Genomic DNA, 24550 nt, shown 5'->3' with positions numbered 1-24550 from the left:
TAGCAGACACCAATCCAAGCCATCTGTCCGCGTCTTGCCACCAAACATGCCTCCCACCCAGATGCAAACTTGCGGCCAAGCCTTGAAGATACCGTTTCATTCTCCATTTGTAACTCGCTACCCCGCACCCTCTGGAACTTTCTGCACAAGCAGCGTAAAAGAAGTGCTGCGCGAAATATTTGGAGTCTCGCATCGATGAAAGACCATCGTGGCCGTCTGACCAAGGACGGTATCCGCATCTATGAACAAGGTGACTTTGCCGGAATGCACGCGGCAGGGGCGCTGGCTGCACGGATATTGGATGACATCGCAGGCCATGTTTTTGTCGGCCAGACCACCGGCGTAATTGATGGCCTGATCACTCAGATGGTCGAGGATGCAGGCGCGACCTCGGCGACGATCGGGTACAAGGGCTATCAGCACGCAAGCTGCATCAGCGTGAACCATGTGGTTTGCCACGGCATTCCTGGCGACAAGAAGCTGAAGGATGGCGATATCCTGAATATCGACGTCACTGTTATCGTCGATGGCTGGTTTGGAGACACCTCGCGCATGTATGTGGCAGGCAAACTGCCCCGCAAGGCCGAGCGTTTGATTCAGGTCACCCATGATGCGCTGTTCAAGGGTATCGAAATGGTCAAGCCGGGCAATACGTTCGGGGATATCGGCCACGCCATTCAGGCCTATGTTGAGGCGCACCGGATGAGCGTTGTGCGCGATTTCTGCGGCCACGGGCTGGGCCGTGTCTTCCACGCACCGCCGAATGTATTGCATTATGGCCGCCCGGGCACCGGTGCGATACTGGAAGAGGGCATGTTCTTCACCATTGAGCCTATGGTCAATTTGGGGCGTCCTGAGACGAAAACGCTGGCCGATGACTGGACAGCCGTCACCCGCGACAAATCGCTGTCAGCGCAATTTGAACATTCGGTCGGTGTCACGGCAGATGGGGTTGAGATTTTCACCCTGTCACCGGGTGGCAAATACTACCCGACCTATTCGTCCTGATCGCGCAGCAGTTTCGGCAACATTTCCTCACCCCGCCATGAGATGACCGCGCCGTGGCTAAAACCCGGCGCGTGCATCAGTGCTGACGGCGGCCCAGCAGGTATCTTGCGAAAAGCACAACGCAGAGGTGCGATGGCGCAGTCCATGCGCCGATCATCTCATGTTTCGCGGTCAGAGAGACCCAAAAGCGCCGGTACGCGCGACATATCCGATATTACCTCTGCGCCCAAAGCAGACAGGCGCGCACCATCGTCGTGGGCTGAATAGGCGAGGCAGCGCATATTGGCCCGGATGGCAGCCGTGACGCCGTTTTCACTGTCTTCGATAACAACCGGGGATTTGGCGTTGAAATGTTGCGCAGCGGTCAGAAACAAGGCGGGATCAGGTTTGCCGGTGCCGAGAGTATGAGCCGAGAACATGACCTCGCTGAACCGCTCCCACAGCCCGTTCTGGCCCAAGGTAATCTGCATTTTCTCCGGCCGTCCATTCGAGGCGACGCAGTATGGAATACCATGCGCATCCAACTGTGCCAGCAGTTCCGGGATGCCCGCGACCAGCGGGGTACCCGCGCGTAGCCGGGTGTAGATGTCCGAATAGATCTGATCAGTCCAGTCAACCGGCAAATCAGCACCCATGGCCCGCGCCTTGTCACGCACGCCACTCATGGTTCCGCCAACAAACAGGGACATGCATTCGGCCAGTGTCAGGTTCAGGCCGTACCCGCCAAGGTTGTCGACCATGACCTGATTTGACAAAACTTCGCTGTCGACCAGAACACCGTCGCAATCGAAAATGACCAGATCGTGCATCTCAGCCCCCTGTTCGCGACATCAGTGAAATATGCGTGTCGCCATACTTTCGCGCATCGTGTAACGCGAACCCTTCGGGCGCGGTCATGGGGGCACTTTCCTCCCAGACGATCAGCGCGTCATCGGTCAACCAGCCGCCTTGCATGGCAGCATCCAGCGCTTTTTGCCCTAGAGCCTTACCATAGGGCGGATCAAGGAAGACCAGATCGCAGGCGGTACCCGGATTTTCGCCTAAACAAGTGGCATCGCGGCGGATTAGCGTGGTCTGGTCCCGACTGCCGGTCAGGTCGATATTCTTGCGGATCAAACCCTGCGCAACCCGCCCGTCATCAACGAAAGTGACATGACCCGCACCGCGCGAAAGGGCCTCAAGCCCCAGTGCGCCTGTCCCTGCAAACAGGTCTAGAACCTGCAAACCGTCAAAGTCGATCTGGTGATTCAGGACGTTGAACAGGCTTTCCCGCACCCTGTCAGTGGTGGGGCGCAAATGTGCACCCGCATCGCCTTTGCCGACTGAGGCCAGGGCCCGGCCCCGGAAATCTCCGGCAATGATCCTCACGCCTTGAGCAACGGTTTCAGATCCGCGTCGGGGTCTGCAACGATCGCAGGATCAGCAGTCTTGCCTGCATCAATAAGGCGCTTGCCAACCATATAAGCACGCGGGTCGTTCATCGCGTCCACCGCAATCAGCTGATCGCCCTTGTAGTACCAGAAGGAAACCGTTGCACCTTCGCCCTTGCGGGTCACGACGCGATCATAGCCTGTATTCAGCCCGGCGATCTGCAATTTGACGTCATACTGATCCGACCAGAACCACGGCGTCGCGGTGTAGTCTTTGGCCGCGCCTAGCATATTCTGCGCCACGATCTCGGCCTGATCGATGGCGTTGGGTACGCTTTCCAGCCGGATCCGACCCTCGCCATGCGGGAAGGACGCGCAATCGCCTGCCGCCCAGATCGATGGATCGGAAGTGCGTCCGTGGGCGTCGGTCTTGATCCCATTGTCCAGCGCCAACCCTGCCATTTCGGCCAGTTGGGTCGACGGCGCGATGCCGACACCGACAACAACAAAATCCACCCCAAGCTCGGTGCCATCGGTCAGGACTGCGCCGGTCACCCGGCCTTCTTCACCTACCAGACGATCCAGCCCGACGCCTTCTCGGATATCTGCGCCGAAATTGGTATGCAAGGCACGAAAATAGTCGCTGGTTTCGGGCGCTGCAACACGCTGCAAGATGCGCTCGGCCATCTCGACCAAAGTCACCTTGACCCCACGCTTGGCGCAAACCGCTGCCGCCTCAAGCCCGATATAGCCGCCGCCCACGATCAGTGCGCGCGCGCCCTCGGATACCCGAGGCTCCATCTCGTCGATATGGGCCAGATCGCGCACCACATGGACGCCTTCAAGATCGCCACCAATCGCTACGGGCAGATGACGCGGGTCAGAACCTGTGGTCAGCGCCAGTTCATCATATGAAATCACGTCATCGCCAATGGTGACTGTCTTGGCCTTGGGATCAATCTCGGTCACACGCTGACCCAAACGCAGGGTAATGTCGTTCTCGGTATAGAAGCTTTCGGGCCGCAGGAACAAGCGCTCCAATTCCATCTCACCCAACAGATAGGCCTTGGACAGAGGCGGGCGCTGGTAAGGCAGGTGAGGCTCGGCGCCAATCAAGGTGATCTCACCGGCAAAGCCATCCTTGCGCAACCGCGCCACCAGCGAAGCACCAGCCTGTCCCGCACCGATCACAACAATATGGCTCATGCCTTACCCACCCTGCAGAATTTCCATGGTCACTTTGTTTCGACCACCTATATTGCGAGAAAGCCCTATTCTGCAAATCCAAATGACAGGAGCCAAAAATGATTTCGACAGGTGACATGCTGCCCGAGGCCACGTTGATCCAGATGGGTGCCGACGGCCCCGAGGAGGTCCGGATTTCAGACAAAACAAAAGACCGCAAAGTGGTGATCTTTGCGGTGCCCGGCGCATTTACAGGAACATGTACAACGGCGCATGTCCCAAGTTTCATGCGGACAAAGGGCCAGTTTGATGCCAAGGGCGTGGACGAGATCATATGCGTTTCGGTCAACGACCCATTCGTCATGGGCGCTTGGGGCGAAAGCACCGGAGCGACAGCGGCAGGACTGACCATGCTGGCAGATGCCGCGTCTGAATTCACCAAGGCCATCGGCATGGATTTCGACGCCCCTCCGGTTGGTTTGCTGGCGCGCTCCAAGCGATATGCGATGCTGGTTGAAGACGGCAAGATCGTCGCCTTGAATCTGGAAGAGAACCCCGGCGCCTGCGAAATCTCGGCCGGTGAGGGGTTGTTGGACGTCATCTGACCCGGTTGGTCCCGGCATGGCTGGGACCACAACACTCGTATTTAACTTGATGCAATGCCCCGATGTGCCAATACTTGGTGCATACAACTGGAGAGTTCATTGATGCGATTGAAATTACTTATATTGTTTCTTGGCGGCGCAAGCACGCTGGCGGCTTGCGGTCCTGCGCCGACGCCGCAGCAGCAGGCCGCACGACAGCACGAGATCGCCTGTCTCAGCGGCACGCTGGGTGGTGCGCTGATCGGTGGCGCACTAGGGAACCAGTTCGGTGGGGGATCGGGCAAGGCGATCCTGACCGCGGCAGGCGCGGCCGCGGGTGGCGTGTCCGGACAGCGTTACGCATGTTGAGGAGAGCGAAGATGAAACGAACATTGATTGTCCTCACTGCAGCTTTGCTGGCCGGCGTCGCATCTGCCGAGACTGTCGCGGAACTGCACGAGACCGAGCTGAACAATATCGACAAAAACAATGACGGGTTTCTGTCAAAGGACGAGTTCAACGCATTCTCGGATTATGCGTTCCAGGCGATGGACGACGACCAGAACGGCACCCTTGGAATGAACGAGGCCAAGCCATTTCTGGACATTAAGCAGTTTCAGAAGGTTGACCGGAATGGCGATAGCATTATCTCCCGACCAGAGTTCGATGCCCAGATGGGCAGCGATTTCACCACGGCCGATCAGGATGGCAATGGCCAGCTAGACTAAAGCCCAATCTGACAGGAGGCAAAAATGACAAAATGGATCAGCCTCGGCGGGCTTTTGTTGTTAGCGGCCTGTGATGTGCCACAGTCACCGGTTGTCACCGATCCAAATGGTCAGACGCGCATTCAGATCAACACAGCCGGATTGACCTGTTACGAGACACGGTGCCTGGACATCAACCCGGCGGCACGCAGCGTGCGGACCGTTGGCACTCGTACCATTGGTATTCCAAGCAATATTGACGTCAGCGACGGGACAATCACACCCGCCGAGTTCAAACAACTCGGAACTGCGACCCTGCTAGCCGGTGGTACGGGGTCAAGCGGCGACCGCTAACAGGCTGTCCATCTTGCGCGCCAGTTTGGCGTCCTGTGCGGACAAGCCGCCAACATCATGGGTCGACAGCACCACTTCGACGGTTCGGTAGACATTCGACCATTCGGGGTGGTGGTTCCATTTCTCGGCCCAGATTGCCACCTGCGTCATCCAGCCAAACGCCGCGACAAAGTTATCGAAGATGAAGGTCTTTGTAATCGCATCGCGATCTTTGACCATGGTCCAGCCATTTTTGAACAGCGGGTCCAGCAGCGGGCCGCGGGTTTCGGTCGACAGAAGTTCGGTCATTGCTGTTCCTCCGGGTCCGATTTTCTGAACGGGCCGTAATCCGTCAGAATCTCGATCTCTTCTCCCACTGCGTGGGCTTCGGCGTCCAGATATTTCTGAACCGCATCAGCAAAACCCGGATCGCCAACCCAATGCAAGCTATGCGTGCGCGTTGGCAGATAACCGCGCGCCAGCTTGTGCTCGCCCTGCGCCCCGGCCTCAACCCGGGCCAGCCCTTCAGCAATGGCAAAGTCGATCGCCCTATAATAGCACAGTTCGAAATGCAGGCAGGGATGATGTTCGACGCAGCCCCAATAGCGGCCAAAAAGCGTTTCCCGACCGATGAAGTTCAGCGCCCCGGCGACCGGATATCCATTGCGTTCGGCCAGCACCAGAGCCATGTCATCAGCCATGGTTTCCTGCGCGATATCAAAGAATTGGCGTGTCAGGTAGGGTACACCCCATTTGCGCGCACCGGTATCCTGATAGAAGCGCCAGAACGCATCCCAATGCTCGGGCTGCAGATCATCGCCGGTGATCGTGCGAATCTGCCCACCGAAATCGCAGGCCTGCGCGCGTTCTTTCTTGATGTTCTTGCGCTTGCGCGACGAAAGCGCGGCCAGAAAGTTATCGAAATCAGTGTAATCGTCATTCAGCCAATGAAACTGCTGCGAATGCCGAACCATCAGGCCCATCTGCTCACCCGCCAGTGCCTCGGCCTCGGTGCAGAAGGTCGCGTGCAGGGATGAGATGCGGTTCTCGGCAGCAAATTGCACCGCGCCTTGAACCAGCGCCGAGATACCGATTGCATCATAGCCGGGCCGCACCAAAAAGCGCCGCCCGGTAGCGGGGGTAAAGGGCGCAGCGATCTGCAGCTTGGGGTAGTACTGCCCACCTGCACTTTCATAGGCATGGGCCCAGCTGTGATCGAAAATATACTCGCCTTGGGAATGCGACTTGGTATACATCGGCGCCGCGCCGATCAGCATTCCATCCAGATACGCCGTCAGATATTGCGGCTGCCAGCCGGTCCCTCGCCCGACAGAGCCGCTGTCCTCCAAGGCCTGCAGAAACCGATGCGTTGTGAACGGATCCAGCGGACGACCGCCATCGGTAGCCTCGGGGCAAGCGCAACTGTCCCATTCGCCCGCCGAGATTTGCGCGAGCGATGTCAGAACCCGAACCTCAATCTGTGCCTGATCCATTTGCCCTCCGCGCCCTGTCTTTATCTGTGATTGCGCGGGCCAGGATCAAGCCGGATGTTCGGCCAGGTACCCTTCGAAGGTCACATTGTCGGCAAATTTGCGGGCTTCGGCCTCTTGCGCGGGCGAACGGATGGTCCAACACAGAATCGGAGCACCTTGCGATTTCAACTCAGCGACGCGCGGGCGGGCCAGATCATGCGCTTCGTGGCTGATAAAGCTGGCACCGACGCGTTCAAAATCAGGGATATCGCGTAAATGATCGCACACCACCTGGGGCAATAGCTCGACCTTGGGGTCATAGGAACAGGTAACCAGTCCGCGCGGTAAGTGCGGTGCAAGCCGCGCCAGTTCGGCAACCGAGTGCGGGTTGAACGACATTAGCGCCACCAGCCCATCATATCCTTTCAAGGCACGTACTACATCAGCCTCGAGCGCGCCGATATTAGGACCCATCGCGCCATCCTGATCCTTCAGTTCGATCAGCAGGGGCACTCTTCCCGCAACAAGTTCCAGCACCTCGTCAAATGAAGGAATACCTTCACCATCAGAATGTAGCAAAGGCTGTGCTTGCGCCTGCGCCGCCGTGATCTGCTGAATTGGACCGGGCTGCCCGGTCAGGCGGGTCATGTCATAATCATGAAACACCATGGCCCGGTCATCTCGGGTGCGTTGCAAATCAATTTCGATCCCGTACCCGGCGTCTATTGCAGCACGAATGGCAGCCCGGCTGTTTTCCGGGCGCTGATCAGCAATGTCATGCAACGCCCGATGTGCGATCGGGCGGTGCAGGAACTCAGAAGGCAGAGACAGTGTCATTGAACCTCGAAGATACCTTCGATTTCAACCGCGACACCCAGCGGCAACGAGGCCGCACTGACAGCCGAGCGCGAGTGACGGCCAGCATCACCCAACGCTTCGACCAGGAAGTCGGACGCGCCATTGATCACCTGCGGCTGCGCAGTGAAATCAGCGGTCGAGTTGACAAAACCGGTCAGCTTGATCACACGCACCAGCTTGTCGATATCGCCGCCGCAGGCGGCTTTGACCTGTGCCAGCAGATTGATGGCGCAGACCTTGGCCGCAGCCGCGCCTGCCTCAATTTCCATGTCATCGCCCAGCTTACCGGTGATAAGATCACCCGCCATAGAGATCTGGCCCGACACATAGACGATGTTGCCGATGCGCACGAAAGGCACATAGTTCGCCGCCGGAGCGGGCGCGTCCGGCAAGTTGATGCCCAGGCTATCCAGTTTTGCTGCGATGCTCATGTGGTTGATCCTCATCTCATATTGATTCCGCGCGGACGCTAACCGGGAAAGCCGGTTTCGGAAAGCGGGAAAGCAGTAATTTTCCCATTGCACGCAGGCTTGGCGGCTCTCCTCTTATTCAGGAAGTGTTGAATTCGTGTCACTTTACGTCGTCCCATCGACTGAGGTAAACGCGAGTTGTTGTTCCAAATCCCGCGCGAAACCTCTATGTGAGTCCAATTGCGCCACCATGGGTGCAACGGCCGTATTGATTGAAGGCCCGGAATATCACCGGGCATTTTTCGGAGTAACGAAGACAGTGCCAAGCTACATTCGTCTGAAGCACCTGATTATTCTCGCCATCATGACGGTTCTGTCGGCATGCGCTACGCAGCCGCAGGACGCAACAGCCCGAGGTGAGATTTTCGACCCTTATGAAGGGGCCAATCGCGGCATTCACAAATTCAATCTGGGTGTTGACCGTTTTCTATTTCGCCCGGCCTCAAAAGGCTATGTGAAAATCGTGCCCGATCCGATGGTCACAAGTTTCAATCACTTCGCAGAAAACCTGACCATGCCGGGGCAAGCACTGGATTACCTGTTGCAAGGCAACCTGAAACAGTCCGGTAACGCTTTGCTGCGGTTTCTGATCAACTCCACCGTGGGCGGCTTTGGGTTGTCTGCCCCGGCCGACGAATTGAACCTGCCCCCCGTCGATACTGATTTCGGCGAAACCCTGCATGTCTGGGGCGTAGCCGAGGGGGCCTATGTGGAGTTGCCCTTCTATGGTCCGTCGACCGCCCGCGATGCCGTCGGCGTCGTGTTCAACCTGTTCTCGAATCCGATCAATTTCTCGCCGGTCCGTCCGGTCGACAATGTCGGTCTCTATGCCGAGGTCGTGCGGCGCATGGGTGATCGTGGACGGTTCTCGGATACGGTCGATTCGATTTTGTATGACAGCGCCGACAGTTACGCGCAGGCGCGCACGATCTACCTGCAAAACCGCCGATTTGAACTGGCAAGGGATGATGAGGACGCCTATCTGGGTCTGTATGACGATCCCTATGCCAACACCGGGACCGACCCTGTCAGAGACCCCTATCTTGACCCGTATGAGGACCCCTATGCCGAATAACCCGTTGAACAGACGCCGCTTTGTGGCCACCGCCCTGACCGGGCTGACGGTTGCCGCATTGCCTCTGCCTGCATTTGCGCTGACCGAAGCCCAAGCCAAGCAACTGGTCGATAACGTGGTATCCGATATCACGCGCATCATCGACTCGGGCAAATCCGAAAAGGCCATGCTGCGCGATTTTCAGAAGCTGTTTGTGCAGTATGGCGATGTACCGATCATGGCGCGCTATGCACTGGGAGCGGATGCGCGCTCGGCTTCATCCGCGCAGATGCGTCAATTCACCAATGCCTTTGAAGGCTATATCGCGCGCAAATACGGTCGCCGATTCCGCGAGTTTATCGGAGGCGAGGTTACTGTACGGAATGCCCGCAAGATCAAGACCGGATATGAGGTCAGAACTTCGGTCAAACTGCGCGGCTCGTCCCCATTTGAGGTGACTTTCCTGGTTTCCGACAAGTCCGGCAGCGGCAAGTTTTACAACATGTTCATCGAAGGCGTGAACCTGCTGCTAACCGAACGCACCGAGATCGGCGCAATGCTTGATGCCCGCAAGGGCAACTTGAATCAGCTGATCAAGGACCTGAAGAATACCGGGTAACCGCTGATATCTGAAATCAACTGCACCGCCGATCCCTTCCGGGCGGCGGTGCAGCGGCAATTCGCTGAATACAGGGCGGGTTAATTTAACCTTTCACCAGTTTCCTGGGCAAAGTAAGACACTTTGCTCATGTCAAATGCCAGATTCAGCATCTGCCCCGCCTGCGCGCTAGTTTCGGCATGCAGCCGCGCAGTTACCTGCTTGCCACCCAGCTCAGAGACAACATAGGTATCGGCCCCGGCGGGCTCGACCATATCGACCATACAGGTGGCCTCCTGCACACCTGCCCCGGCGCGGAAACCGGCCTCGGCGATGTCTTCTGGGCGCAAGCCAAGGATAACATCCTGCGGCAGCGACAGATCCCGCGCATCGTTCAGAACCAGCGTTTCACCGGTTTCACGGGCAATGGAAATCTGTGTACCAGACCCATTGTTCGACGCCTGCGCCGGGATCAGGTTCATCGCCGGAGAGCCCATGAAATCCGCCACAAACAGGTTGGCCGGGTTGTTATAGATCTCGGCCGGCGTACCGATCTGCTGCACGATTCCACCTTTCAAAACGACGATCTTGGTCGCCAGCGTCATCGCCTCGATCTGGTCGTGGGTGACGTAAACAATCGAAGCGTCCAGCGTTTGGTGAAGTTTCTTGATCTCGGTTCGCATCTCGACCCGCAGCTTTGCGTCGAGATTCGACAATGGCTCGTCAAACAGGAACAGCTTGGGATCGCGTACCAGCGCCCGACCCATAGCGACCCGCTGACGCTGACCGCCGGACAACTGGCTGGGTCGGCGGTTCAGCAGCGGTTCGATCTGCAACAACGAGGCCACATCTTTCAGCTTGGCATCCATCGTAGCCTGATCAACCCCACGCACCTTCATGCCGAAGGTGATGTTCTTGGCCACCGACATGGTCGGGTACAAGGCGTAAGACTGGAACACCATCGCGATGTCACGGTCCTTGGGGCTGACATGGGTCATATCATTGCCGCCGATGGACAGGGTACCGCCAGTGATCTCCTCCAACCCTGCGATACAGTTCAGCAAGGTGGATTTACCACAGCCCGAGGGGCCAACCAGTACCAGGAAGTCGCCCGGTTCGATCGAGATGTTTATGTCCTTCAGAATTTCGGTCGCACCGTAATTCTTGTACAGTTTGTTGATATCAAGGATGGGAGCCATGGGTCTTATCCCTTCACTGAGCCAGCGGTCAGGCCGCGGATGAAATACTTACCGGCAACGACATAGACAAGCAGCGTCGGCAGCCCCGCGATGATCGCGGCGGCCATGTCGACGTTGTACTCTTTGACGCCGGTGGTGGAGTTTACGATGTTGTTGAGCGCCACAGTCACGGGCTGCGTGCCCGCCTGGCTGAACGACACGCCGAACAGGAAGTCATTCCAGATCTGCGTGAACTGCCAGATCACGGTTACCACGATGATGGGCAGCGACAGCGGCAGGAAAATCGACCAGAAGATCCGCATGAAACCGGCCCCATCAACCCGCGCCGCCTTGGTTAGCTCGGAAGGGATGGTGACATAGTAGTTGCGGAAGAACAGCGTGGTGAAGCCCAGCCCGTAGATCACATGAACAAAGATCAGTCCCGGAATGGTTCCGGCGATCCCCATCATGCCCAGCAGCCGCGCCATTGGCAGCAGCACGACCTGAAACGGAATAAAGCAGCCAAACAGCATCAGCGAGAAGATGATGTTCGCGCCTTTGAACCGCCACTGCGCCACGACATAGCCGTTCAGCGCACCTATCAGGGTGGACAAAAACACTGCAGGCACCGCGATCAGGACCGAGTTCCAGAAGTAAGGCCGCAGACCTTCACACTGGATACCGGTACAAGCCCCGGACCATGCGGTTTTCCAGGCGTCTAAGCTGACTTCGCGCGGCAGCGAGATCAGTGACCCGGTGCGGATTTCCTCAAGGCTTTTCAGTGATGTCGTCAACATCACGAAAAGCGGCATCAGGTAATACAGCGCGAACAGTCCCAGCAGGACGTAAAGCAACCAGCGCAAGGCAATTTTGCTTGTGTTGCTTTGGCTGCGCGTTTGTGTTTGGGGCATCGACAGATCAGTCATTTTTCGCCCTCAGCTCTGAGTAAAGGTATGGAACCACGATGGCAAAGACGACAAGCATCATAATCATCGCAGACGAGGCCGCCTGACCGATATCGCCACGCGAAAACGCCATAGCGTACATGTAGGTGGCCGGCAGATCGGTCGCGTATCCCGGACCACCGCCTGTCAGAGCAATGACAAGGTCAAAGCTCTTGATCGCAAGGTGTGCGAGTACGATGAAGGCCGACAGGAAGATCGGAGCCATCGATGGGATGATGATCGCCGTATAGATGCGCCATGTGGGGATACCATCGACCTGCGCGGCTTTGATGATCTCTCCATCCACCGAGCGCAGCCCGGCGAGGAACAGCGCCATGACAAAGCCCGAGCTTTGCCAGATTGCGGCAATAACGATTGTATAGATGGCGTAATCGGGGTTCACCAACCAATCGAATTCGAAGTTGGGAAAGCCCCAGCCCTGCACCATGGATTCAATCCCCAGACCGGGGTTCAGGATCCACTTCCACGCGGTGCCGGTCACAATCATCGACAATGCCATCGGGTACAGGTAGATCGTGCGGATCGCCCCTTCGACGCGGATCTTCTGATCCAGCAGGATGGCCAGCAACAGACCCAGCACCATCGCGATCACGATGAAAAGCGCGCCAAAGATATACAAGTTGTTGATTGCCGTGTCCCAGCGGGGGGAATCGAACAGGCGCTCATACTGAATGAAGCCATGGATTTCGTATTTCGGCAGTAGTTTTGATCGGGTCAGCGACACCCATGCGGTCCATCCGATAAATCCGTAAACAAAAATCAATACGGCGATGAACGACGGTGCCAGCACCACCTTGGGCAGGTGGTTTTCCAGCCATTCGGACATTTTAGCCTCCGGGGAAAGATGCTCTGCCCCGTATTATAAGGGGCAGAGCGTGTTGGATCAGTAGCTGTTGGCCACCGCGTCCGCCAGTTGCTGAACTGCGTCAGCCGAGGACATATCCGAGTTGAAATGCGCGGTCACAACGTCCGTAATCGCACCAGCCTGCGATCCACGCAGCGCCATACCATGGGCATAAGACGGCAGCAGCGAACCACCGGCCGAGGTCGAACCCATGTCTTCGGCCGAAATTTTGGCGCAGATGTCAAAGGCATCCAGTGCCACATCGGTCCGCGCCGGGATCGAGCCCTTGTTCAGGTTGAATACTTCCTGAAAGTTCGGCGCGACGATCAGCTTGGCCAGCAATTCTTGTCCAGCACGGTTGTCGTCACCTTCCACTTCGAACATGGCAAAGCTGTCGACGTTGTACAGATAACCGTCGCCGGGGGTCGAGGCGCACAGGAAATCTTCGCCGGGCGTTTTGCCAGCGGCCAGGAATTCACCTTTGGCCCAGTCGCCCATGATCTGGAAGGCAGCTTCGCCATTCATCACCATGGCTGTGGCAAGGTTCCAGTCACGGCCCGAGAAGTTCTCGTCGACATATCCGCGCATGGTACGCATCTGGTCAAAGACCTGTACCATTGTGTCTGATGTCAAAGCTTCAGGGTCGAGATCGACCAGTGCTTTTTGGTAGAATTCCGGTCCGCCAAGCCCCATAACAACCGCTTCAAACACGGTCGCGTCTTGCCAAGCCTGACCACCGTGAGCCAGTGGGATCACACCAGCGGCCTGCAGTTTTTCGGCAGCGGCATTGAATTCGTCCCAGGTTGTAGGCATCTCAACGTCGTTTGCCGCCAGAATATCGGCATTAGCCCAGATCCAGTCGATGCGATGCACGTTCACTGGTGCTGCGCACCATGTGCCCTCACACATCATGTGGCCTGCAATTGATGCGGGCAGAACATCAGCCCAACCCTCGGCCTCGGCCACAGATGAAATATCAGCCAGAACGCCTTCTTCGTACCATTCCTGAATCGCGGGGCCTTTCAGCTGAACTGCGGTCGGCGCGTTTCCGGACAGAACGCGAGCACGCAGCGCGGTCATCGCTGCATCACCACCACCACCCGCAACGGGCATATCGGTCCATGTGCCACCGTTCGCGGCAAATTCTTCTTGCAGAACAGCAACCGACTTCGCCTCACCGCCGGATGTCCACCAGTGCAGAACTTCGGCCTGCGGCTCAGCCACTACCGACGACGCGGCCGCAACGGCCAATGTCGAAACGGTAGCAAATGCAAAACGCTTCATTTTGATCTCCTCCCTGAGATTTCGGTGCCACCCATAAGGCAGCCATGCTCGATATAGCGCTAACGGAATGTCGCATGGCAACGCAGAATGCAGAGTAATGTCCTGACAAGGTGGAAATTTTCACCGCTTTTGTTACCGCGTGTTACGTTGGCCTTGAATCCGTTTCCATTCGTTACAATTGCGGCAACGGAGGAAGATGAAGAGGAGGATCAGAGTGGGCATTCCCCGGCTTCTGGTGGTGGACGACGATTCTGAGATGAGATCGATGCTGACCCAGTTCTTTCAGCAGAACGGGTTTATCGCACTGCCTGCCAGTTCAGAAAGCGAAATACGTTCTCATCTGACCTCGGGGCGGATTGATTTGATCCTGCTGGATGTCATGCTGGGAGATGAAAACGGCGTTGAGATCTGTGCCCGACTGCGGGCCGAACAGGATGTGCCGATCATCCTGGTTTCAGCCCTGTCGGCGGATCATCAACGCATGGCAGGCTATGAGGTTGGGGCGGACGATTACATCGCCAAACCGTTCAACCCACAGCTTCTGCTGGCTCGCGTCCGCGCGGTGATGCAGCGCGCGCAACGCACGCCTTCGCTGGCCTATCGCCGCCGCACCCGCACCTTTCACTTTGACGGTTGGGTCTTTGACGGCAAACGCGATGAGGTGCACTCACCCGAGGGCTATCTGGTCTCATTATCACAACGCGAAACCGCCCTGCTGAAAGTTCTGCTAGCAAATCCGCATATTCCGCTGACCCGGGATGAGATTGCCGCAGCGCTGGATGTCACCGGCGAGACAGACAAACCCGAGGCTCAGGGCCGTGCCATCGATATGCTGGTTGGGCGGTTGCGATCAAAAATCGAGGTCAATCCGAAAGACCCGCAGATGCTGCGCACCGAGCGAGGGGTCGGATACCTCTTTACTGCCAATGTTTCGGTGGATGAGGACGCATGACCCTGCGCCTGCGCAGTTTTGGGTGGCTCTGGGCTATGTCCGCCTTCGTGGCAGGGCTGGTTTCGGCCGGGATGTGGTTCGCTTCGACACAAGCTTGGAACCGATATCAGACCGAAGCATTTGTTGCAGGTTTCACTGTCTACGAAGACCTTCGAACGGGGATGGCGCCGCCTCCCGACTTGTCCATCACGCCATTGCCAGCCGATGCTGCAGCACTTGCGGATATGGGTGATTTCCAGCAAATGCCCGGTTTTTCGGACCGCCGCTTTGTCACCAACCTTTCGATCCTCACCGACAGCTCTGCGCCACTCAGCGGACGCGAACTGACCCTGGCTGTATTGTCAGATCGGTTGGTCTATCCGGTGTCGGATATTGTGTCTGGCAGCGATCAGACAGGGCCCGAGAAGATGGGTAACCTGACACGCCTGTTGGCGACCTATTGCAGCGAACCGATCCTTATCGCGCAATTCGGGCGCGGGGTCTGGCAGCAGGTCGATGGCACAGGTATCTGGGGCTGCACAGCTGCACCTGTTGATTTACGGCTGCCCGCAATATTGCTGGGTATTGTTGCGCTGGCCGCGCTGCTGACATCGGTCGGAAATGTCTCTGACAGCTTTACGCGCTTTGCGCAGGCACTGGGCGACCGCAAACGCCGTGGTGGACCTCAAAGCTATGATGCAGACGGTCCGGATGAGCTTCGGGATATCGTAGCAGCCGTGAACGACCACCTTGAGGCCGAGCGCGCGCAGCTTGAAAAACGCGCCATTGTATTGTCGGGTGTCAGTCACGATCTGGGAACACCCGCGACCCGCGTTCGACTGCGCGCTGCCCTGATCGATGACGCCGAACTGCGCGAGAAACTCGAAGCAGATGTGGATCAGATGACCGGCATGATCGAAAGCGTGCTGACCTATACACGTTCTGAATTAAGTGTCGAAGAACCCCGCCAGATTTCGCTGACCTCCCTGGTCGAGTCACTGGTGGCCGACTATCAGGACATGGATCGGCCTGTATCGCTGAAGGCCGTTGATCCGGTAGCCGTCGAAGGCGCGCCGTCTGTCTTCATGTCGCGCCGCGGGCATGGATCACTGCCGGAAACGCGCCGCATTCTTGTGACAGGTCGACCGATTTCACTGAAACGAGCGCTGACCAACCTGATCGACAATGCCCTGAAATACGGACGCCATGCCGAGGTCGCGCTGCAGACCGATGCACAAACCGCCACGATTATCGTCGAGGACAAGGGCACCGATCTGTCTGTTGAGGATATCGAGGCACTTTTGACCCCGTTCCAGCGCGGCTCTAACATTGGGTCATCGGATGGATTTGGGCTGGGCCTTACCATCGTCAGTACCGTCGCCGAGCAACATGGCGGGACGCTGAGTTTCGAGGCCGGAGAGCAAGGCCTGCGCGCGCGCCTTCAGATCACCCGGCAATAGGTCAAGGCACGTAGCTGCGTACCAAGGCACTGGCAATCAGCGCCCAGCCATCCGCGATCACAAAAAACGCCAGCTTGAACGGCAGCGAAACCGTAGCCGGCGGAACCATCATCATTCCCATGGACATTAAAACTGCGGCGACGACGAGATCGATGATCAGGAAGGGCAGGAAAATCAGAAACCCGATCTGAAACGCGCGTGCAATTTCGGACAGCATGAATGACGGCATCAGGACCGACAGCGGCGCTTCGGGTGACAGCTGCATCGCCGCGCCATCTGGGCGCAACGCGGCCATGGCCTGAAACGTGTCGACATCCAGACGCGCAGCCATGAAACTGCGAAACGGTGCCAGCGCGCGTTCCAGCGCGGGTTCCATGTCCAGCGTTTCTTCGACCATGGGCTGAATCCCGGCCTCCCACGCCTCGGTGAAAACCGGGTCCATAATGAAATAGGTCAGAAACAGCGCCAGACTGACAATAAGCATGTTGGGCGGCGACTGCTGAAGCCCAAGACCCTGTCGCAGGATCGCCAATACGGTGATCAGAAACGGGAAGCAGGTGATCATGATCGCCAACCCCGGTGCAAGACTAAGAACAGTGATCAGCAGGATCAGCTGGATTGTCCGGGCCGAGATTGCCCCGCCCTCGCCCAAAGACAGCGACACTTCCTGTGCCGCGACGCCGGTAGGGACGGCCATAAGAAGCAGCAGCCAGATCAAGTGGCGCATTATCCGATCCCGTTCTGCAGGTCCGAGATTTCGGTCAGACGTACAGCCAACTGTCCAGCCTGGTCACCCTCCAGTTCTTCAAGTAGCCCGCGTGCGACCAATTGGTCCCCGACATAGAGGTCAACCGGGTCTTCAATCCGCTTATCCAAAGTCAGCACTGCGTTTTCACCCATATTCAGCAGGTCACGAATTAGTGGCCGTGCCCGGCCGACCGAAACGGTGACTTCAATCGGAACAGCTTCGAACGGATTTGGTTTTTCGGATTTAGGAAGTTGGGGGTCACTCATTTGACAAAGCCTCTTTTGCTTCAAACAGATAGGCGTCGAAAGATGCTGCAATGGACGAAAGCAAGGCGGCGCAATCCACCTCACGCCGGGCGGTGCCCACTTGCAAATGCGCCTGCCCCGGCTGTAGCGACGGGTCTTCGACAACTTGCGGAGTTGGTGAGAATTCCGGTGGTAAGGCCGCCGCGACCTGATCGGAGGTTCCCGTCGGAACCGTCAGTTGCATCGGCTGTCCGATCTGTTCCTGCGCCATCTCGCACAGTTGATCTGACAACCTGGTGGCAAAGCTGCGTTCTACGGTTTCCGGCAGAACAACCTGGATCAGGCTCTGGAACAGAGGCTCCAGCGACAGTGTCATGCGGGTCAATGCTTCCTGATAGGTAAATGACAGATCAGACAGGGTTGCGGACAATTCTGAACTGAGTTGCCCGCCCGCCTGTTCCTGCGCCTGAATGGCGTCGTCCCACCCGGCACCATAACCTTGCTCGAACGCGGCAAGGCGTTGCTCTTCCAGGGCTTCATCATCCAGCAGATGAACCGCGACACCACTGGCCGGAGCGGTGAAATCCTCAAGGAGATGAGCAATCGACATCACACCTTCTCCTCGCCTTCCTCAAGCCAGCTGCGCAGGATCTCAACCGTTTCTTCCTGTTTGTCGCCAATCATGGCGCGCAGACGATCAACAGCATCCTCGCCCGGCGCGCTGGCGATCGCCGGCACATTCGATTGCGCCGGTTCTGTAAGCGATGGGAGGTCCTGCGCGCCTGTGTTCGCGATTTCGCCAGTGAGGTAGGTTGCCGCGTCCGCTACAGGCGGCGTGCCTGCTGGCAACAGCGCCGGCGCCGCAGATTTTGTCAGGATTGGCCGTATGACAAACAGACCCAAAACAAGGGATACCAGCGCCAATACCATCATCTGGATCAGTGACATGGCATCAATATGTATCTTCTGCCAGATCGACGCAGAGACCAACGTGCCTTGTGGTTCAACCACCGGCAGGTCAAGTGATTTCAGTGTGATCACATCCCCGCGCTCTGCATCAAAGCCAACGGCCGAGGCAACAAGTTCCTCAAGCGCGTCAAGTTCAGGCTGCGGCATGGGCTCAAAACTATCGACGCCATCGGCGTCCGCCATCCGCGCGCCATTGACCAGCACCGCGACGGTCAGGCGCTTGATGGCGCCCGGTGCGCGATGCACCTCAAGTTCGGTTTCGGATACCTCGTAATTCACCCGTTCGCGGGTCTGCGTGGCGTTCGAATTGGATTCGTCGCCACCTGATCCGTCGCCATCCGGCAGATTGGAAGCTACGGTGACATCCGCAGACTGGTTGCGCGCGCTATCCGAGCGCTCTTCGACATCTGTGCTGATGGCGACGCGCCCCTTGGGATCGAAGCGACGCTCGCGGATGGATTCGGTTTCTGTTACCGTATCCACGCTCACCTCGACCACGGCGTTTCCCACACCGACCCGCGCCTCGACCAGCCTCAAAACTCTTTCACGCAATTGACGCGCTTTGTCGTCCGCCGTGTCCACCGCCGCTGCGGTTTCCTGCGCGCCAATCACAGCACCATTCGAATCGATAACCGTGACATTTTCCGGCGCCAGCCCACTAATGGCTGATGCCACCAGAAACCGAACTGCTTTCGCCTGATCGCCAGTGATCTGTGCCCCCGATGGCACCAGATAAGCCGAAGCAGTCGGCGCCACGCTGCGCTGAAACGGATTGGTCGAGCCATTGGCGATGTGTACGCGGGCCTGGCTGACATATGGGCCGCCCACGATCGTCCGGGCCAGCTCACCTTCTTTTGCCCGCCAATAGGCGGCGTCAAACATCTGTGATGTGGTGCCAAATCCGCTGAGCGTATCCAACAATTCGTACCCACGATTGCCGTTTGCAGGCAGGCCTTCGCTGGCCAGTGTCATGCGCAACTCATCCCGTTGCGCGTCTGCTACATAAATCGAGCCGCCACGTATCTCATACGCAACGCCGCGCTGATCCAGCGAACGCACAATATCGCCTGCCGCCCCACTTTCGAGCCCCGCATAGAGCAACGTCATGGAAGGTGCCGTCACGATACGTGACATCGCCAGCACACCCAGAAACACCAGCGCCACTGCGCCGGCCACAATAATTTGTTTGCGCCTGTCCAAACTTGCCCAAACAGTTCCGATCTGCTGCACGCTTACCTCCGACTCACCGACATTCTGCTCGGCTCAGCCCCTGTTTGGACGATTGCCCTTAACAATCGGTTAGTCCCTGTGGGGTTATGACAGGTGTCGAACGGATTGATGAGGGCGGCATGACTGACGCTACAGCGGATGAGGCGGAAGCCCCTAAGAAATCAGGAAAAAAGGGCCTGCTACTTGGGCTGATTCTGGCCATTGCAGGCGGGGTTGGCGGCTATTTCATAACCGCGTCTGGCCTACTGCCCTTCGGTGGGGGGGCAATCATGAAAGAGGCTGAAAAGAAAAGCGGTGACAAACCAGCGAAAGCACTGCCTGAGGTGGCCTTTGTCGATCTTCCCCCGGTGATCGTCTCGGTCAAAACAGGTGATTCGCGGCATCTGAAATTCCACGCTCAGCTTGAGGTGAATGCGGACTATGTCGCCGATGTCGAAAAAATGCAGCCGCGAATCATGGATGTTTTGAACAGCTATCTGCGCGCGGTCGAACTGACCGATCTCGAAGATTCGCTGGCCTTGATGCGCATCCGTGGACACCTGTTGCGACGCATCGGAATTGTCGTGGGCGAAGGCCGCGTACGCGACGTTCTGGTGATGGAATTCGTATTGAACTAGGAGGCGATGGTGGAGCTGATTGCTGATATACTGCTGGTCGCAGGTGCGCTTGGGGCGGGACTGTACTGTTTCATTCTTGCGCGTCGTCTGCGGCGATTTACCGATCTCGAAAAGGGTGTGGGCGGCGCGGTTTCCGTTCTTTCTGCACAGGCGGAAGAATTACGAAATTCCCTTGATGACGCTCGACAATCTTCGGACGAGTCCGGGGTCGCCCTGCAGGCGTTGACCGAGCGGGCCGAAACGGTCGCTCAGCGGCTGGAACTGATGATGGCGTCAATGCACGACGTCGTTCAGGAAGAACCTGCAAACAGTAAAGCGCCTGCGGAACCTCCGCAGGAGGAGTCTGCGGAAGAGGTGGCCGAAGAACTCATCGCTGAGACGTCAGGGTCCGAACCAAAGCAGATTGAAAAGAAACCCGAAGGTTTGATGTTCTTTCGCCATGCAGCACCGCCTGTTGGAGATGCCCAATGATTCGCAGCGGGCCCAAAATGCCTGGTCAACGCGCGCGCGGAGGAGTTCTGACCATCATCTCCCTGTTGATGATCGGCTCTGCCATTATCCGCGTCGGGCTTGAGGCTGGGCCTGCCTTCGCGCGCGGTGCAGATCCTGCCGCGACCTCTCTGGCTGGTGCAGATCACAAGGTTACCGATCCAGCGGACCTGCAATTTTTACTTACCGAATTGCTGCGCCGCGAAGACGAGCTGAACCAGCGGGAAAATACAATCATGGATCGCGAACGCGCATTGGAAATCGCAGATCAAGCCATCGAAACCCGTTTGGCTGCATTGCAGGAGGCCGAAGAATCCCTGCGGGAAACGGTTGCTATCGCCGAAAAGGCTGCTGAAAACGATCTGACGCAACTGACAGATGTTTATCAAAACATGAAACCAAAGGATGCCGCAGCCTTATTCGAGACTATGGATGCGGTTTTTGCAGCTGGTTTTCTGTCACGTATGCCACCCGACGCCGCCGCAAATGTGATGGCCGGTCTCAGTCCAGAGGCTGCCTACACGATCAGCGTCATCATAGCAGGGCGCAACGCCCACGCCCCGCAGGAGTGAAGCCTTTGGGCACCCAATTCTCCAACCCCAACGCCGGAGATCGTTCATGATCGGACTCATCGGAATTGCCACTATCTTTGTCATGGTGTTCGGCGGCTATCTGGCCGCAGGTGGAAAGATGACCATCATCATGAAATCATTGCCTTTTGAGATGATGATGATCGGAGGGGCCGCCGTCGGCGCCTTTCTGATCAGCAACGATATGGGTGGTGTCAAACACACCGTAAAAGACATCGGCAAAGTCTTCAAAGGGCCGAAATGGAAGCCCGAAGATTATCGCGACCTGCTGTGCCTTCTCTTTTCGTTGATCCGGATCGCGCGGGCCAACCCGGTCGAGCTGGAACAACATATTGAAGAGCCTGAAAGCTCATCACTTTTTTCTGCTTACCCCAAGATTCGATCCGACAAGGAAGCAGTGGACCTAATTTGCGATACCATGCGCTCGGCAGCGATGAATTATGACGATCCGCACCAAGTCGAAGAGGTTCTGGATAAGCGGATGGAGGCGAATTTCCATCACGCCATGCACTCCAGCCATGCATTGCAGACCGTGGCCGACGGCTTGCCTGCCCTTGGCATCGTGGCCGCGGTTTTGGGCGTGATCAAGACCATGGGCTCGATCGATCAGCCACCGGAAGTGCTGGGTAAACTGATCGGCGGTGCATTGGTCGGCACGTTTCTGGGCGTGTTTCTGGCTTATGGTCTGGTTGGGCCTTTTGCAGGCAAGCTGAAATCCGTGGTTGAAGAGGACAGCCATTTTTACCAATTGATCAAAGAGGTTCTGGTCGCAAACATGCACAACCACAACGCGGCCATGTGCATCGAAGTTGGACGCCAGAACACCCCAACCCACAATCGCCCCGGCTTTTCAGAGCTTGAAGAAGCCCTGAAGGAAATCAAACAGGCGGCCGCATGATCCGGGCACTGACACTCATCCTGATCATGATCGGTACCAGCGCATCCGCGCAAACATTGCCTGTTCGCTCGGGCGAACATGAGGGCTATACGCGCCTTGTGATACAGGTGCCTGCTGGCACCGGATGGACCTTGACCACGCGCAAAAACGGCGCCGACCTGAACATCGCTATTGAAGGTGTCACTTTCGATACCAATGCCGTTTTCGATCGCTTGTCCGGCGATCGGCTTCAATCGCTGAGTCAATCCAAACTCGGTACGGCATTGCAAATGGCTTTTGGCTGCGAATGTGTTGCAACGGCATTTCTGCATCGACAAACCATGGTCGTCGTGGACATCGCACCGGGTAAATTCACCCCCCCTGCCGACCCTAATGCCAACCTGGTGCCAGTGCCGCCGCCTGCGTTTGCAAAACCAGCCCCCCTACAGGAAGGCATCCCTGCCACCGAGCTGGCACTTCCCCTGTTACGCCTGAACCAGCGGAATTTCGAAGACCGGTTGATTTCCCGGATTTTGCAAAGCGCCGACCGTGAGGTTGTTGACCTTTCGCTAGCAGGTGTTGGGCGCAGACACTCCACTCGTTTTGGCCCTCTGCGAGAAGCAGACCAACCAGCGCCCAATCTGCGGCTGTCTTCGGTTCTGGATAACGCGCAAGGGCTCGAAAATCTGGCGCTCCCGCAGTTCAAGACCGGACCTGAATGTGTCACTGATCGTGAGCTGGAGTTTGAGACCTGGGCAAGCTCAGATCCATTTGCTGTACAAGTGGCTGCATCGCGAACAGGGCTTTTTCAGGAATTCGATCGAATTGATCATGCGCGCGCCCTGAAACTGGCCAAGCTATATACCTATCACGGGTTTGGGGTCGAGGCGATTCAGGTGCTGAATCTGCTGCCGGATGCCACCGTAGAAGAGAGCCGTATTTTGGTTATGGCGTCTACACTGGATGGTCTGATTTTGCCTGAGCCCAACCCTTTTGCAGACCAACAAAGCTGCGAGGGATCTGCTGCGCTATGGGCGCTTCTGACCGAAGGTAAACTACACCCAGATGCACGGTTGAACGCTATTGAACAGACATTTAGCCGGTTTCCCAAGCATCTGAGGCGGCAACTCGGCCCTATGCTAGCGGATGTACTGGTTGCCGCAGGCAAGCTGGAAGCGTCTCGGCGAATCCTGCGCTCGGTCGAAAGAATATTGGTAACCGACACAGCTGATATGACACTTGCCAAAGCGACAATAGCGGACGCGGCAGGAAACGCCGACACTGCGGAAACGCTGTTGGTCGAGGTCACAACAGCGCCGAACGCTGCACAGGAGGCACCTCTGGCTCTGGCGCGGCTGATCGAAAAAAGATGGTCCGACCGAGGGGCAATATCGCCGGGCGATCTGGATCTGGCGGCAGGGTATGCACGTGAACTCAGAAAGTCTGAGCTTGGCCCGATGATGGCACGCAGTCACGTGCTGGCGCTGGCCATGTCTCAGGGGTTTGACGACGCATTGCGGCAAATCGAAAGCGCGCCGGACGATCTGGATTGGCAGCGCACGCGAAACCAAATTCTGCACCTCCTTGCAGAGCGGGCAGATGACATCACTTTTCTGCGGTACGTCTTGGGGCTGAAGGTCAAAACACGTGATGTTCTGACAGTTGAGACCGCGACGTCTTTGGCCGAAAGACTGGTCGATCTGGGGTTCTCGACCCCCGCCTATGAACTAACAAATCGCCCGCACGACCAAACCCAGACGGCTGAACGTGCACGGATTCGGGCGCGCACTGCGATGTTGAACGACCGCCCTCGTCAGGCCTTGTTGGAATTGGCCAATGATTCCTCAGAAGCCGCTCGGACATTGCGCGCACAAGCCTTGATGCAAGCGCAGAACTATGATGCAGCAGCCGACATGTTCCGAGAGATTGGCAAGACCAAGGCAGCGGATCGTCTTTCCTGGCTGGCCGGATCCAATGGTGTAGACACGGAGTCTACGAATGCTTTCACCGATCTATCCCGGATCAATATATCATTAGAACGACCAGTGGATCGGCAATTGGACAGGCCTCTGGCTGATGCCAATAAACTGCTAATGGAAAGCGCCAGCGCGCGGGCACAGATCGCCGATATGTTTGAGATCGTACACATGGGCGAATTGAATTGATTGGCAGTCGGGTAAAGGAACCTCCGGGTTCAACCCGTTGTGGACGGGCTCTTTTGTTCTACTTTGTTGGTCAACACAGGAGACCTCCACCACTGGTTCTGGGTAAGCTCCCGAATTCCGCAGGCATGGAAATCGTCTGAAAGGGACTCTGTTCCAACAAAGGTATCGATTTCGGCCTATGTCCGCCTTCCTTGTCGGTGTCGGGCTAAGTGGCGTGGGTATCAGAAAACTTGCTTTGCGAATGCGACAGTTCACATCCAAGCGTTAACATCCGGACTCGGTCGATAGAGGCATAGACCCAGCGACGGTAGTGATTGAG

General features: G+C 57.2%; 30 protein-coding genes. 14 read left to right on the top strand and 16 right to left on the bottom strand.

Annotated elements, in window-relative coordinates; all coding sequences use genetic code 11:
- Positions 1 to 195: 195 nt before the first annotated feature.
- Positions 196 to 1008: a type I methionyl aminopeptidase gene (map, locus tag Q1B46_RS15805; protein WP_299949400.1), complete on the top strand. Its 813-nt coding sequence runs from the start codon at positions 196 to 198 to the stop codon at positions 1006 to 1008.
- On the opposite strand, the gene Q1B46_RS15800 is transcribed toward map, so the two are convergent.
- From Q1B46_RS15800 to Q1B46_RS15785, 4 genes are read right to left on the bottom strand one after another with little or no spacing between them, the layout of a single operon-like run.
- Positions 996 to 1154: a hypothetical protein gene (locus Q1B46_RS15800; RefSeq protein ID WP_299949398.1), complete on the bottom strand. Its 159-nt coding sequence runs from the start codon at positions 1152 to 1154 to the stop codon at positions 996 to 998. The two genes, map and Q1B46_RS15800, sit on opposite strands and share 13 nt — an antisense overlap.
- A gap of 12 nt (positions 1155 to 1166) precedes the next feature.
- The gene (locus tag Q1B46_RS15795) at positions 1167 to 1817 is read right to left on the bottom strand and encodes an HAD family phosphatase (protein ID WP_299949396.1); all 651 of its coding nucleotides are present in this window, start codon (positions 1815 to 1817) and stop codon (positions 1167 to 1169) included.
- A 1-nt stretch (position 1818) separates the two neighbouring features.
- On the bottom strand, positions 1819 to 2376 hold the full coding sequence (gene rsmD / locus Q1B46_RS15790) for a 16S rRNA (guanine(966)-N(2))-methyltransferase RsmD (protein WP_299949394.1): 558 nt from the start codon (positions 2374 to 2376) through the stop codon (positions 1819 to 1821).
- Positions 2373 to 3584, bottom strand: coding sequence for an FAD-dependent oxidoreductase (locus tag Q1B46_RS15785; protein ID WP_299949392.1), 1212 nt, complete (start codon positions 3582 to 3584; stop codon positions 2373 to 2375). The genes rsmD and Q1B46_RS15785 overlap by 4 nt, the downstream gene beginning before the upstream one ends.
- 98 nt (positions 3585 to 3682) lie before the next feature.
- On the opposite strand from Q1B46_RS15785, the gene Q1B46_RS15780 reads away from it, so the two are divergent.
- The 4 genes from Q1B46_RS15780 (at position 3683) to Q1B46_RS15765 (ending at position 5208) form a co-directional block, all read left to right on the top strand.
- Positions 3683 to 4168 (top strand): peroxiredoxin, encoded by a 486-nt coding sequence (locus Q1B46_RS15780; protein ID WP_299949390.1) that lies wholly within the window; start codon positions 3683 to 3685, stop codon positions 4166 to 4168.
- A 102-nt stretch (positions 4169 to 4270) separates the two neighbouring features.
- A complete protein-coding gene (locus Q1B46_RS15775; RefSeq protein WP_299662011.1) occupies positions 4271 to 4516 on the top strand; it encodes a glycine zipper 2TM domain-containing protein in 246 nt (81 codons plus the stop codon).
- Between the two features lie 11 nt (positions 4517 to 4527).
- Positions 4528 to 4875 (top strand): hypothetical protein, encoded by a 348-nt coding sequence (locus Q1B46_RS15770; protein ID WP_299949388.1) that lies wholly within the window; start codon positions 4528 to 4530, stop codon positions 4873 to 4875.
- 24 nt (positions 4876 to 4899) lie between these two features.
- The gene (locus Q1B46_RS15765) at positions 4900 to 5208 is read left to right on the top strand and encodes a hypothetical protein (RefSeq protein ID WP_299949386.1); all 309 of its coding nucleotides are present in this window, start codon (positions 4900 to 4902) and stop codon (positions 5206 to 5208) included.
- Here Q1B46_RS15765 and Q1B46_RS15760 read toward each other — a convergent pair.
- Genes Q1B46_RS15760 through Q1B46_RS15745 form a run of 4 tightly spaced genes read right to left on the bottom strand, consistent with a single transcriptional unit; the run spans position 5191 to position 7948 of the window.
- A complete protein-coding gene (locus tag Q1B46_RS15760; RefSeq protein WP_299949384.1) occupies positions 5191 to 5496 on the bottom strand; it encodes a 4a-hydroxytetrahydrobiopterin dehydratase in 306 nt (101 codons plus the stop codon). The two genes, Q1B46_RS15765 and Q1B46_RS15760, sit on opposite strands and share 18 nt — an antisense overlap.
- Positions 5493 to 6680, bottom strand: a complete 1188-nt coding sequence (locus tag Q1B46_RS15755) for a GNAT family N-acetyltransferase (protein ID WP_299949382.1) — start codon at positions 6678 to 6680, stop codon at positions 5493 to 5495. Before Q1B46_RS15755 ends, Q1B46_RS15760 begins: the two co-directional genes overlap by 4 nt.
- 45 nt (positions 6681 to 6725) lie before the next feature.
- Complete coding sequence (locus Q1B46_RS15750; protein WP_299949380.1) at positions 6726 to 7496, bottom strand: glycerophosphodiester phosphodiesterase family protein; 771 nt, start codon at positions 7494 to 7496, stop codon at positions 6726 to 6728.
- On the bottom strand, positions 7493 to 7948 hold the full coding sequence (locus Q1B46_RS15745) for a RidA family protein (RefSeq protein ID WP_299949378.1): 456 nt from the start codon (positions 7946 to 7948) through the stop codon (positions 7493 to 7495). The genes Q1B46_RS15750 and Q1B46_RS15745 overlap by 4 nt, the downstream gene beginning before the upstream one ends.
- 298 nt (positions 7949 to 8246) lie before the next feature.
- Here Q1B46_RS15745 and Q1B46_RS15740 point away from each other — a divergent pair, with 298 nt between their 5' ends.
- Together Q1B46_RS15740 and Q1B46_RS15735 are read left to right on the top strand one after the other, a co-directional pair.
- Positions 8247 to 9062, top strand: a complete 816-nt coding sequence (locus Q1B46_RS15740; protein WP_299949376.1) for a VacJ family lipoprotein — start codon at positions 8247 to 8249, stop codon at positions 9060 to 9062.
- Entirely contained in the window at positions 9052 to 9660 is a 609-nt protein-coding gene (locus Q1B46_RS15735; protein ID WP_299661990.1) for a phospholipid-binding protein MlaC, read from the top strand. Before Q1B46_RS15740 ends, Q1B46_RS15735 begins: the two co-directional genes overlap by 11 nt.
- 80 nt (positions 9661 to 9740) lie before the next feature.
- Here Q1B46_RS15735 and ugpC read toward each other — a convergent pair whose 3' ends face one another.
- The 4 genes from ugpC to Q1B46_RS15715 are packed head-to-tail and all read right to left on the bottom strand — an operon-like array spanning position 9741 to position 13910.
- Positions 9741 to 10838 carry a sn-glycerol-3-phosphate ABC transporter ATP-binding protein UgpC gene (ugpC, locus tag Q1B46_RS15730; protein WP_299949373.1) on the bottom strand — a complete coding sequence of 366 codons (1098 nt, stop codon included), beginning with the start codon at positions 10836 to 10838 and terminating at the stop codon, positions 9741 to 9743.
- Between the two features lie 5 nt (positions 10839 to 10843).
- Positions 10844 to 11743, bottom strand: coding sequence for a carbohydrate ABC transporter permease (locus Q1B46_RS15725; protein WP_299949371.1), 900 nt, complete (start codon positions 11741 to 11743; stop codon positions 10844 to 10846).
- The gene (locus Q1B46_RS15720) at positions 11736 to 12608 is read right to left on the bottom strand and encodes a sugar ABC transporter permease (RefSeq protein WP_299661981.1); all 873 of its coding nucleotides are present in this window, start codon (positions 12606 to 12608) and stop codon (positions 11736 to 11738) included. Before Q1B46_RS15720 ends, Q1B46_RS15725 begins: the two co-directional genes overlap by 8 nt.
- Before the next feature lie 57 nt (positions 12609 to 12665).
- Complete coding sequence (locus Q1B46_RS15715; RefSeq protein WP_299949369.1) at positions 12666 to 13910, bottom strand: ABC transporter substrate-binding protein; 1245 nt, start codon at positions 13908 to 13910, stop codon at positions 12666 to 12668.
- A 214-nt stretch (positions 13911 to 14124) separates the two neighbouring features.
- Between Q1B46_RS15715 and Q1B46_RS15710 the strand changes: the two genes are divergently transcribed.
- Positions 14125 to 14862: a response regulator transcription factor gene (locus Q1B46_RS15710; protein ID WP_299661975.1), complete on the top strand. Its 738-nt coding sequence runs from the start codon at positions 14125 to 14127 to the stop codon at positions 14860 to 14862.
- Positions 14859 to 16301, top strand: a complete 1443-nt coding sequence (locus tag Q1B46_RS15705) for a HAMP domain-containing sensor histidine kinase (protein WP_299949366.1) — start codon at positions 14859 to 14861, stop codon at positions 16299 to 16301. Before Q1B46_RS15710 ends, Q1B46_RS15705 begins: the two co-directional genes overlap by 4 nt.
- 1 nt (position 16302) lies before the next feature.
- Here the strand turns inward: Q1B46_RS15705 and fliP are convergent, their stop codons facing one another.
- From fliP to fliF, 4 genes are read right to left on the bottom strand one after another with little or no spacing between them, the layout of a single operon-like run.
- Positions 16303 to 17028: a flagellar type III secretion system pore protein FliP gene (gene fliP / locus Q1B46_RS15700; protein WP_299949364.1), complete on the bottom strand. Its 726-nt coding sequence runs from the start codon at positions 17026 to 17028 to the stop codon at positions 16303 to 16305.
- A complete protein-coding gene (locus Q1B46_RS15695) occupies positions 17028 to 17315 on the bottom strand; it encodes a FliM/FliN family flagellar motor C-terminal domain-containing protein (protein WP_299949362.1) in 288 nt (95 codons plus the stop codon). Before Q1B46_RS15695 ends, fliP begins: the two co-directional genes overlap by 1 nt.
- A complete protein-coding gene (locus Q1B46_RS15690; protein WP_299949360.1) occupies positions 17308 to 17904 on the bottom strand; it encodes an ABC transporter ATP-binding protein in 597 nt (198 codons plus the stop codon). Before Q1B46_RS15690 ends, Q1B46_RS15695 begins: the two co-directional genes overlap by 8 nt.
- Positions 17904 to 19493: a flagellar basal-body MS-ring/collar protein FliF gene (gene fliF, locus Q1B46_RS15685; RefSeq protein WP_299949358.1), complete on the bottom strand. Its 1590-nt coding sequence runs from the start codon at positions 19491 to 19493 to the stop codon at positions 17904 to 17906. Before fliF ends, Q1B46_RS15690 begins: the two co-directional genes overlap by 1 nt.
- Positions 19494 to 19612: 119 nt before the next feature.
- On the opposite strand from fliF, the gene Q1B46_RS15680 reads away from it, so the two are divergent.
- The 5 genes from Q1B46_RS15680 to Q1B46_RS15660 are packed head-to-tail and all read left to right on the top strand — an operon-like array spanning position 19613 to position 24231.
- The gene (locus Q1B46_RS15680) at positions 19613 to 20110 is read left to right on the top strand and encodes a flagellar basal body-associated FliL family protein (protein WP_299949356.1); all 498 of its coding nucleotides are present in this window, start codon (positions 19613 to 19615) and stop codon (positions 20108 to 20110) included.
- A 9-nt stretch (positions 20111 to 20119) separates the two neighbouring features.
- Positions 20120 to 20581, top strand: coding sequence for a hypothetical protein (locus tag Q1B46_RS15675; protein WP_299949354.1), 462 nt, complete (start codon positions 20120 to 20122; stop codon positions 20579 to 20581).
- A 17-nt stretch (positions 20582 to 20598) separates the two neighbouring features.
- The gene (locus Q1B46_RS15670; protein WP_299949352.1) at positions 20599 to 21171 is read left to right on the top strand and encodes a hypothetical protein; all 573 of its coding nucleotides are present in this window, start codon (positions 20599 to 20601) and stop codon (positions 21169 to 21171) included.
- A gap of 46 nt (positions 21172 to 21217) precedes the next feature.
- Complete coding sequence (gene motA, locus Q1B46_RS15665) at positions 21218 to 22087, top strand: flagellar motor stator protein MotA (protein ID WP_299949350.1); 870 nt, start codon at positions 21218 to 21220, stop codon at positions 22085 to 22087.
- The gene (locus Q1B46_RS15660) at positions 22084 to 24231 is read left to right on the top strand and encodes a hypothetical protein (protein ID WP_299949348.1); all 2148 of its coding nucleotides are present in this window, start codon (positions 22084 to 22086) and stop codon (positions 24229 to 24231) included. Before motA ends, Q1B46_RS15660 begins: the two co-directional genes overlap by 4 nt.
- Positions 24232 to 24550 lie beyond the last annotated feature (319 nt).

Origin of the sequence: uncultured Ruegeria sp., from assembly GCF_947500045.1 — a bacterium.
Taxonomy (GTDB): Bacteria; Pseudomonadota; Alphaproteobacteria; order Rhodobacterales; family Rhodobacteraceae; genus Ruegeria.
This window is presented reverse-complemented; position numbering and strand designations above follow the sequence as displayed.

Excerpts from the sequence above, each read along its gene's own strand:
- Q1B46_RS15695 (WP_299949362.1), bottom strand. The coding sequence starts at position 17,315 with ATGAGTGACCCCCAACTTCCTAAATCCGAAAAACCAAATCCGTTCGAA.
- Q1B46_RS15780 (WP_299949390.1), top strand. The coding sequence starts at position 3,683 with ATGATTTCGACAGGTGACATGCTGCCCGAGGCCACGTTGATCCAGATG.
- Q1B46_RS15760 (WP_299949384.1), bottom strand. The coding sequence starts at position 5,496 with ATGACCGAACTTCTGTCGACCGAAACCCGCGGCCCGCTGCTGGACCCG.
- Q1B46_RS15770 (WP_299949388.1), top strand. The coding sequence starts at position 4,528 with ATGAAACGAACATTGATTGTCCTCACTGCAGCTTTGCTGGCCGGCGTC.
- Q1B46_RS15755 (WP_299949382.1), bottom strand. The coding sequence starts at position 6,680 with ATGGATCAGGCACAGATTGAGGTTCGGGTTCTGACATCGCTCGCGCAA.
- Q1B46_RS15725 (WP_299949371.1), bottom strand. The coding sequence starts at position 11,743 with ATGACTGATCTGTCGATGCCCCAAACACAAACGCGCAGCCAAAGCAAC.
- Q1B46_RS15715 (WP_299949369.1), bottom strand. The coding sequence starts at position 13,910 with ATGAAGCGTTTTGCATTTGCTACCGTTTCGACATTGGCCGTTGCGGCC.
- Q1B46_RS15660 (WP_299949348.1), top strand. The coding sequence starts at position 22,084 with ATGATCCGGGCACTGACACTCATCCTGATCATGATCGGTACCAGCGCA.
- Q1B46_RS15800 (WP_299949398.1), bottom strand. The coding sequence starts at position 1,154 with ATGGACTGCGCCATCGCACCTCTGCGTTGTGCTTTTCGCAAGATACCT.
- fliP (WP_299949364.1), bottom strand. The coding sequence starts at position 17,028 with ATGCGCCACTTGATCTGGCTGCTGCTTCTTATGGCCGTCCCTACCGGC.
- Q1B46_RS15765 (WP_299949386.1), top strand. The coding sequence starts at position 4,900 with ATGACAAAATGGATCAGCCTCGGCGGGCTTTTGTTGTTAGCGGCCTGT.
- Q1B46_RS15750 (WP_299949380.1), bottom strand. The coding sequence starts at position 7,496 with ATGACACTGTCTCTGCCTTCTGAGTTCCTGCACCGCCCGATCGCACAT.
- Q1B46_RS15785 (WP_299949392.1), bottom strand. The coding sequence starts at position 3,584 with ATGAGCCATATTGTTGTGATCGGTGCGGGACAGGCTGGTGCTTCGCTG.
- Q1B46_RS15690 (WP_299949360.1), bottom strand. The coding sequence starts at position 17,904 with ATGTCGATTGCTCATCTCCTTGAGGATTTCACCGCTCCGGCCAGTGGT.
- Q1B46_RS15705 (WP_299949366.1), top strand. The coding sequence starts at position 14,859 with ATGACCCTGCGCCTGCGCAGTTTTGGGTGGCTCTGGGCTATGTCCGCC.
- Q1B46_RS15680 (WP_299949356.1), top strand. The coding sequence starts at position 19,613 with ATGACTGACGCTACAGCGGATGAGGCGGAAGCCCCTAAGAAATCAGGA.
- motA (WP_299949350.1), top strand. The coding sequence starts at position 21,218 with ATGATCGGACTCATCGGAATTGCCACTATCTTTGTCATGGTGTTCGGC.
- map (WP_299949400.1), top strand. The coding sequence starts at position 196 with ATGAAAGACCATCGTGGCCGTCTGACCAAGGACGGTATCCGCATCTAT.
- Q1B46_RS15795 (WP_299949396.1), bottom strand. The coding sequence starts at position 1,817 with ATGCACGATCTGGTCATTTTCGATTGCGACGGTGTTCTGGTCGACAGC.
- Q1B46_RS15670 (WP_299949352.1), top strand. The coding sequence starts at position 20,599 with ATGCCTGGTCAACGCGCGCGCGGAGGAGTTCTGACCATCATCTCCCTG.
- Q1B46_RS15775 (WP_299662011.1), top strand. The coding sequence starts at position 4,271 with ATGCGATTGAAATTACTTATATTGTTTCTTGGCGGCGCAAGCACGCTG.
- Q1B46_RS15735 (WP_299661990.1), top strand. The coding sequence starts at position 9,052 with ATGCCGAATAACCCGTTGAACAGACGCCGCTTTGTGGCCACCGCCCTG.
- Q1B46_RS15745 (WP_299949378.1), bottom strand. The coding sequence starts at position 7,948 with ATGAGCATCGCAGCAAAACTGGATAGCCTGGGCATCAACTTGCCGGAC.
- Q1B46_RS15720 (WP_299661981.1), bottom strand. The coding sequence starts at position 12,608 with ATGTCCGAATGGCTGGAAAACCACCTGCCCAAGGTGGTGCTGGCACCG.
- ugpC (WP_299949373.1), bottom strand. The coding sequence starts at position 10,838 with ATGGCTCCCATCCTTGATATCAACAAACTGTACAAGAATTACGGTGCG.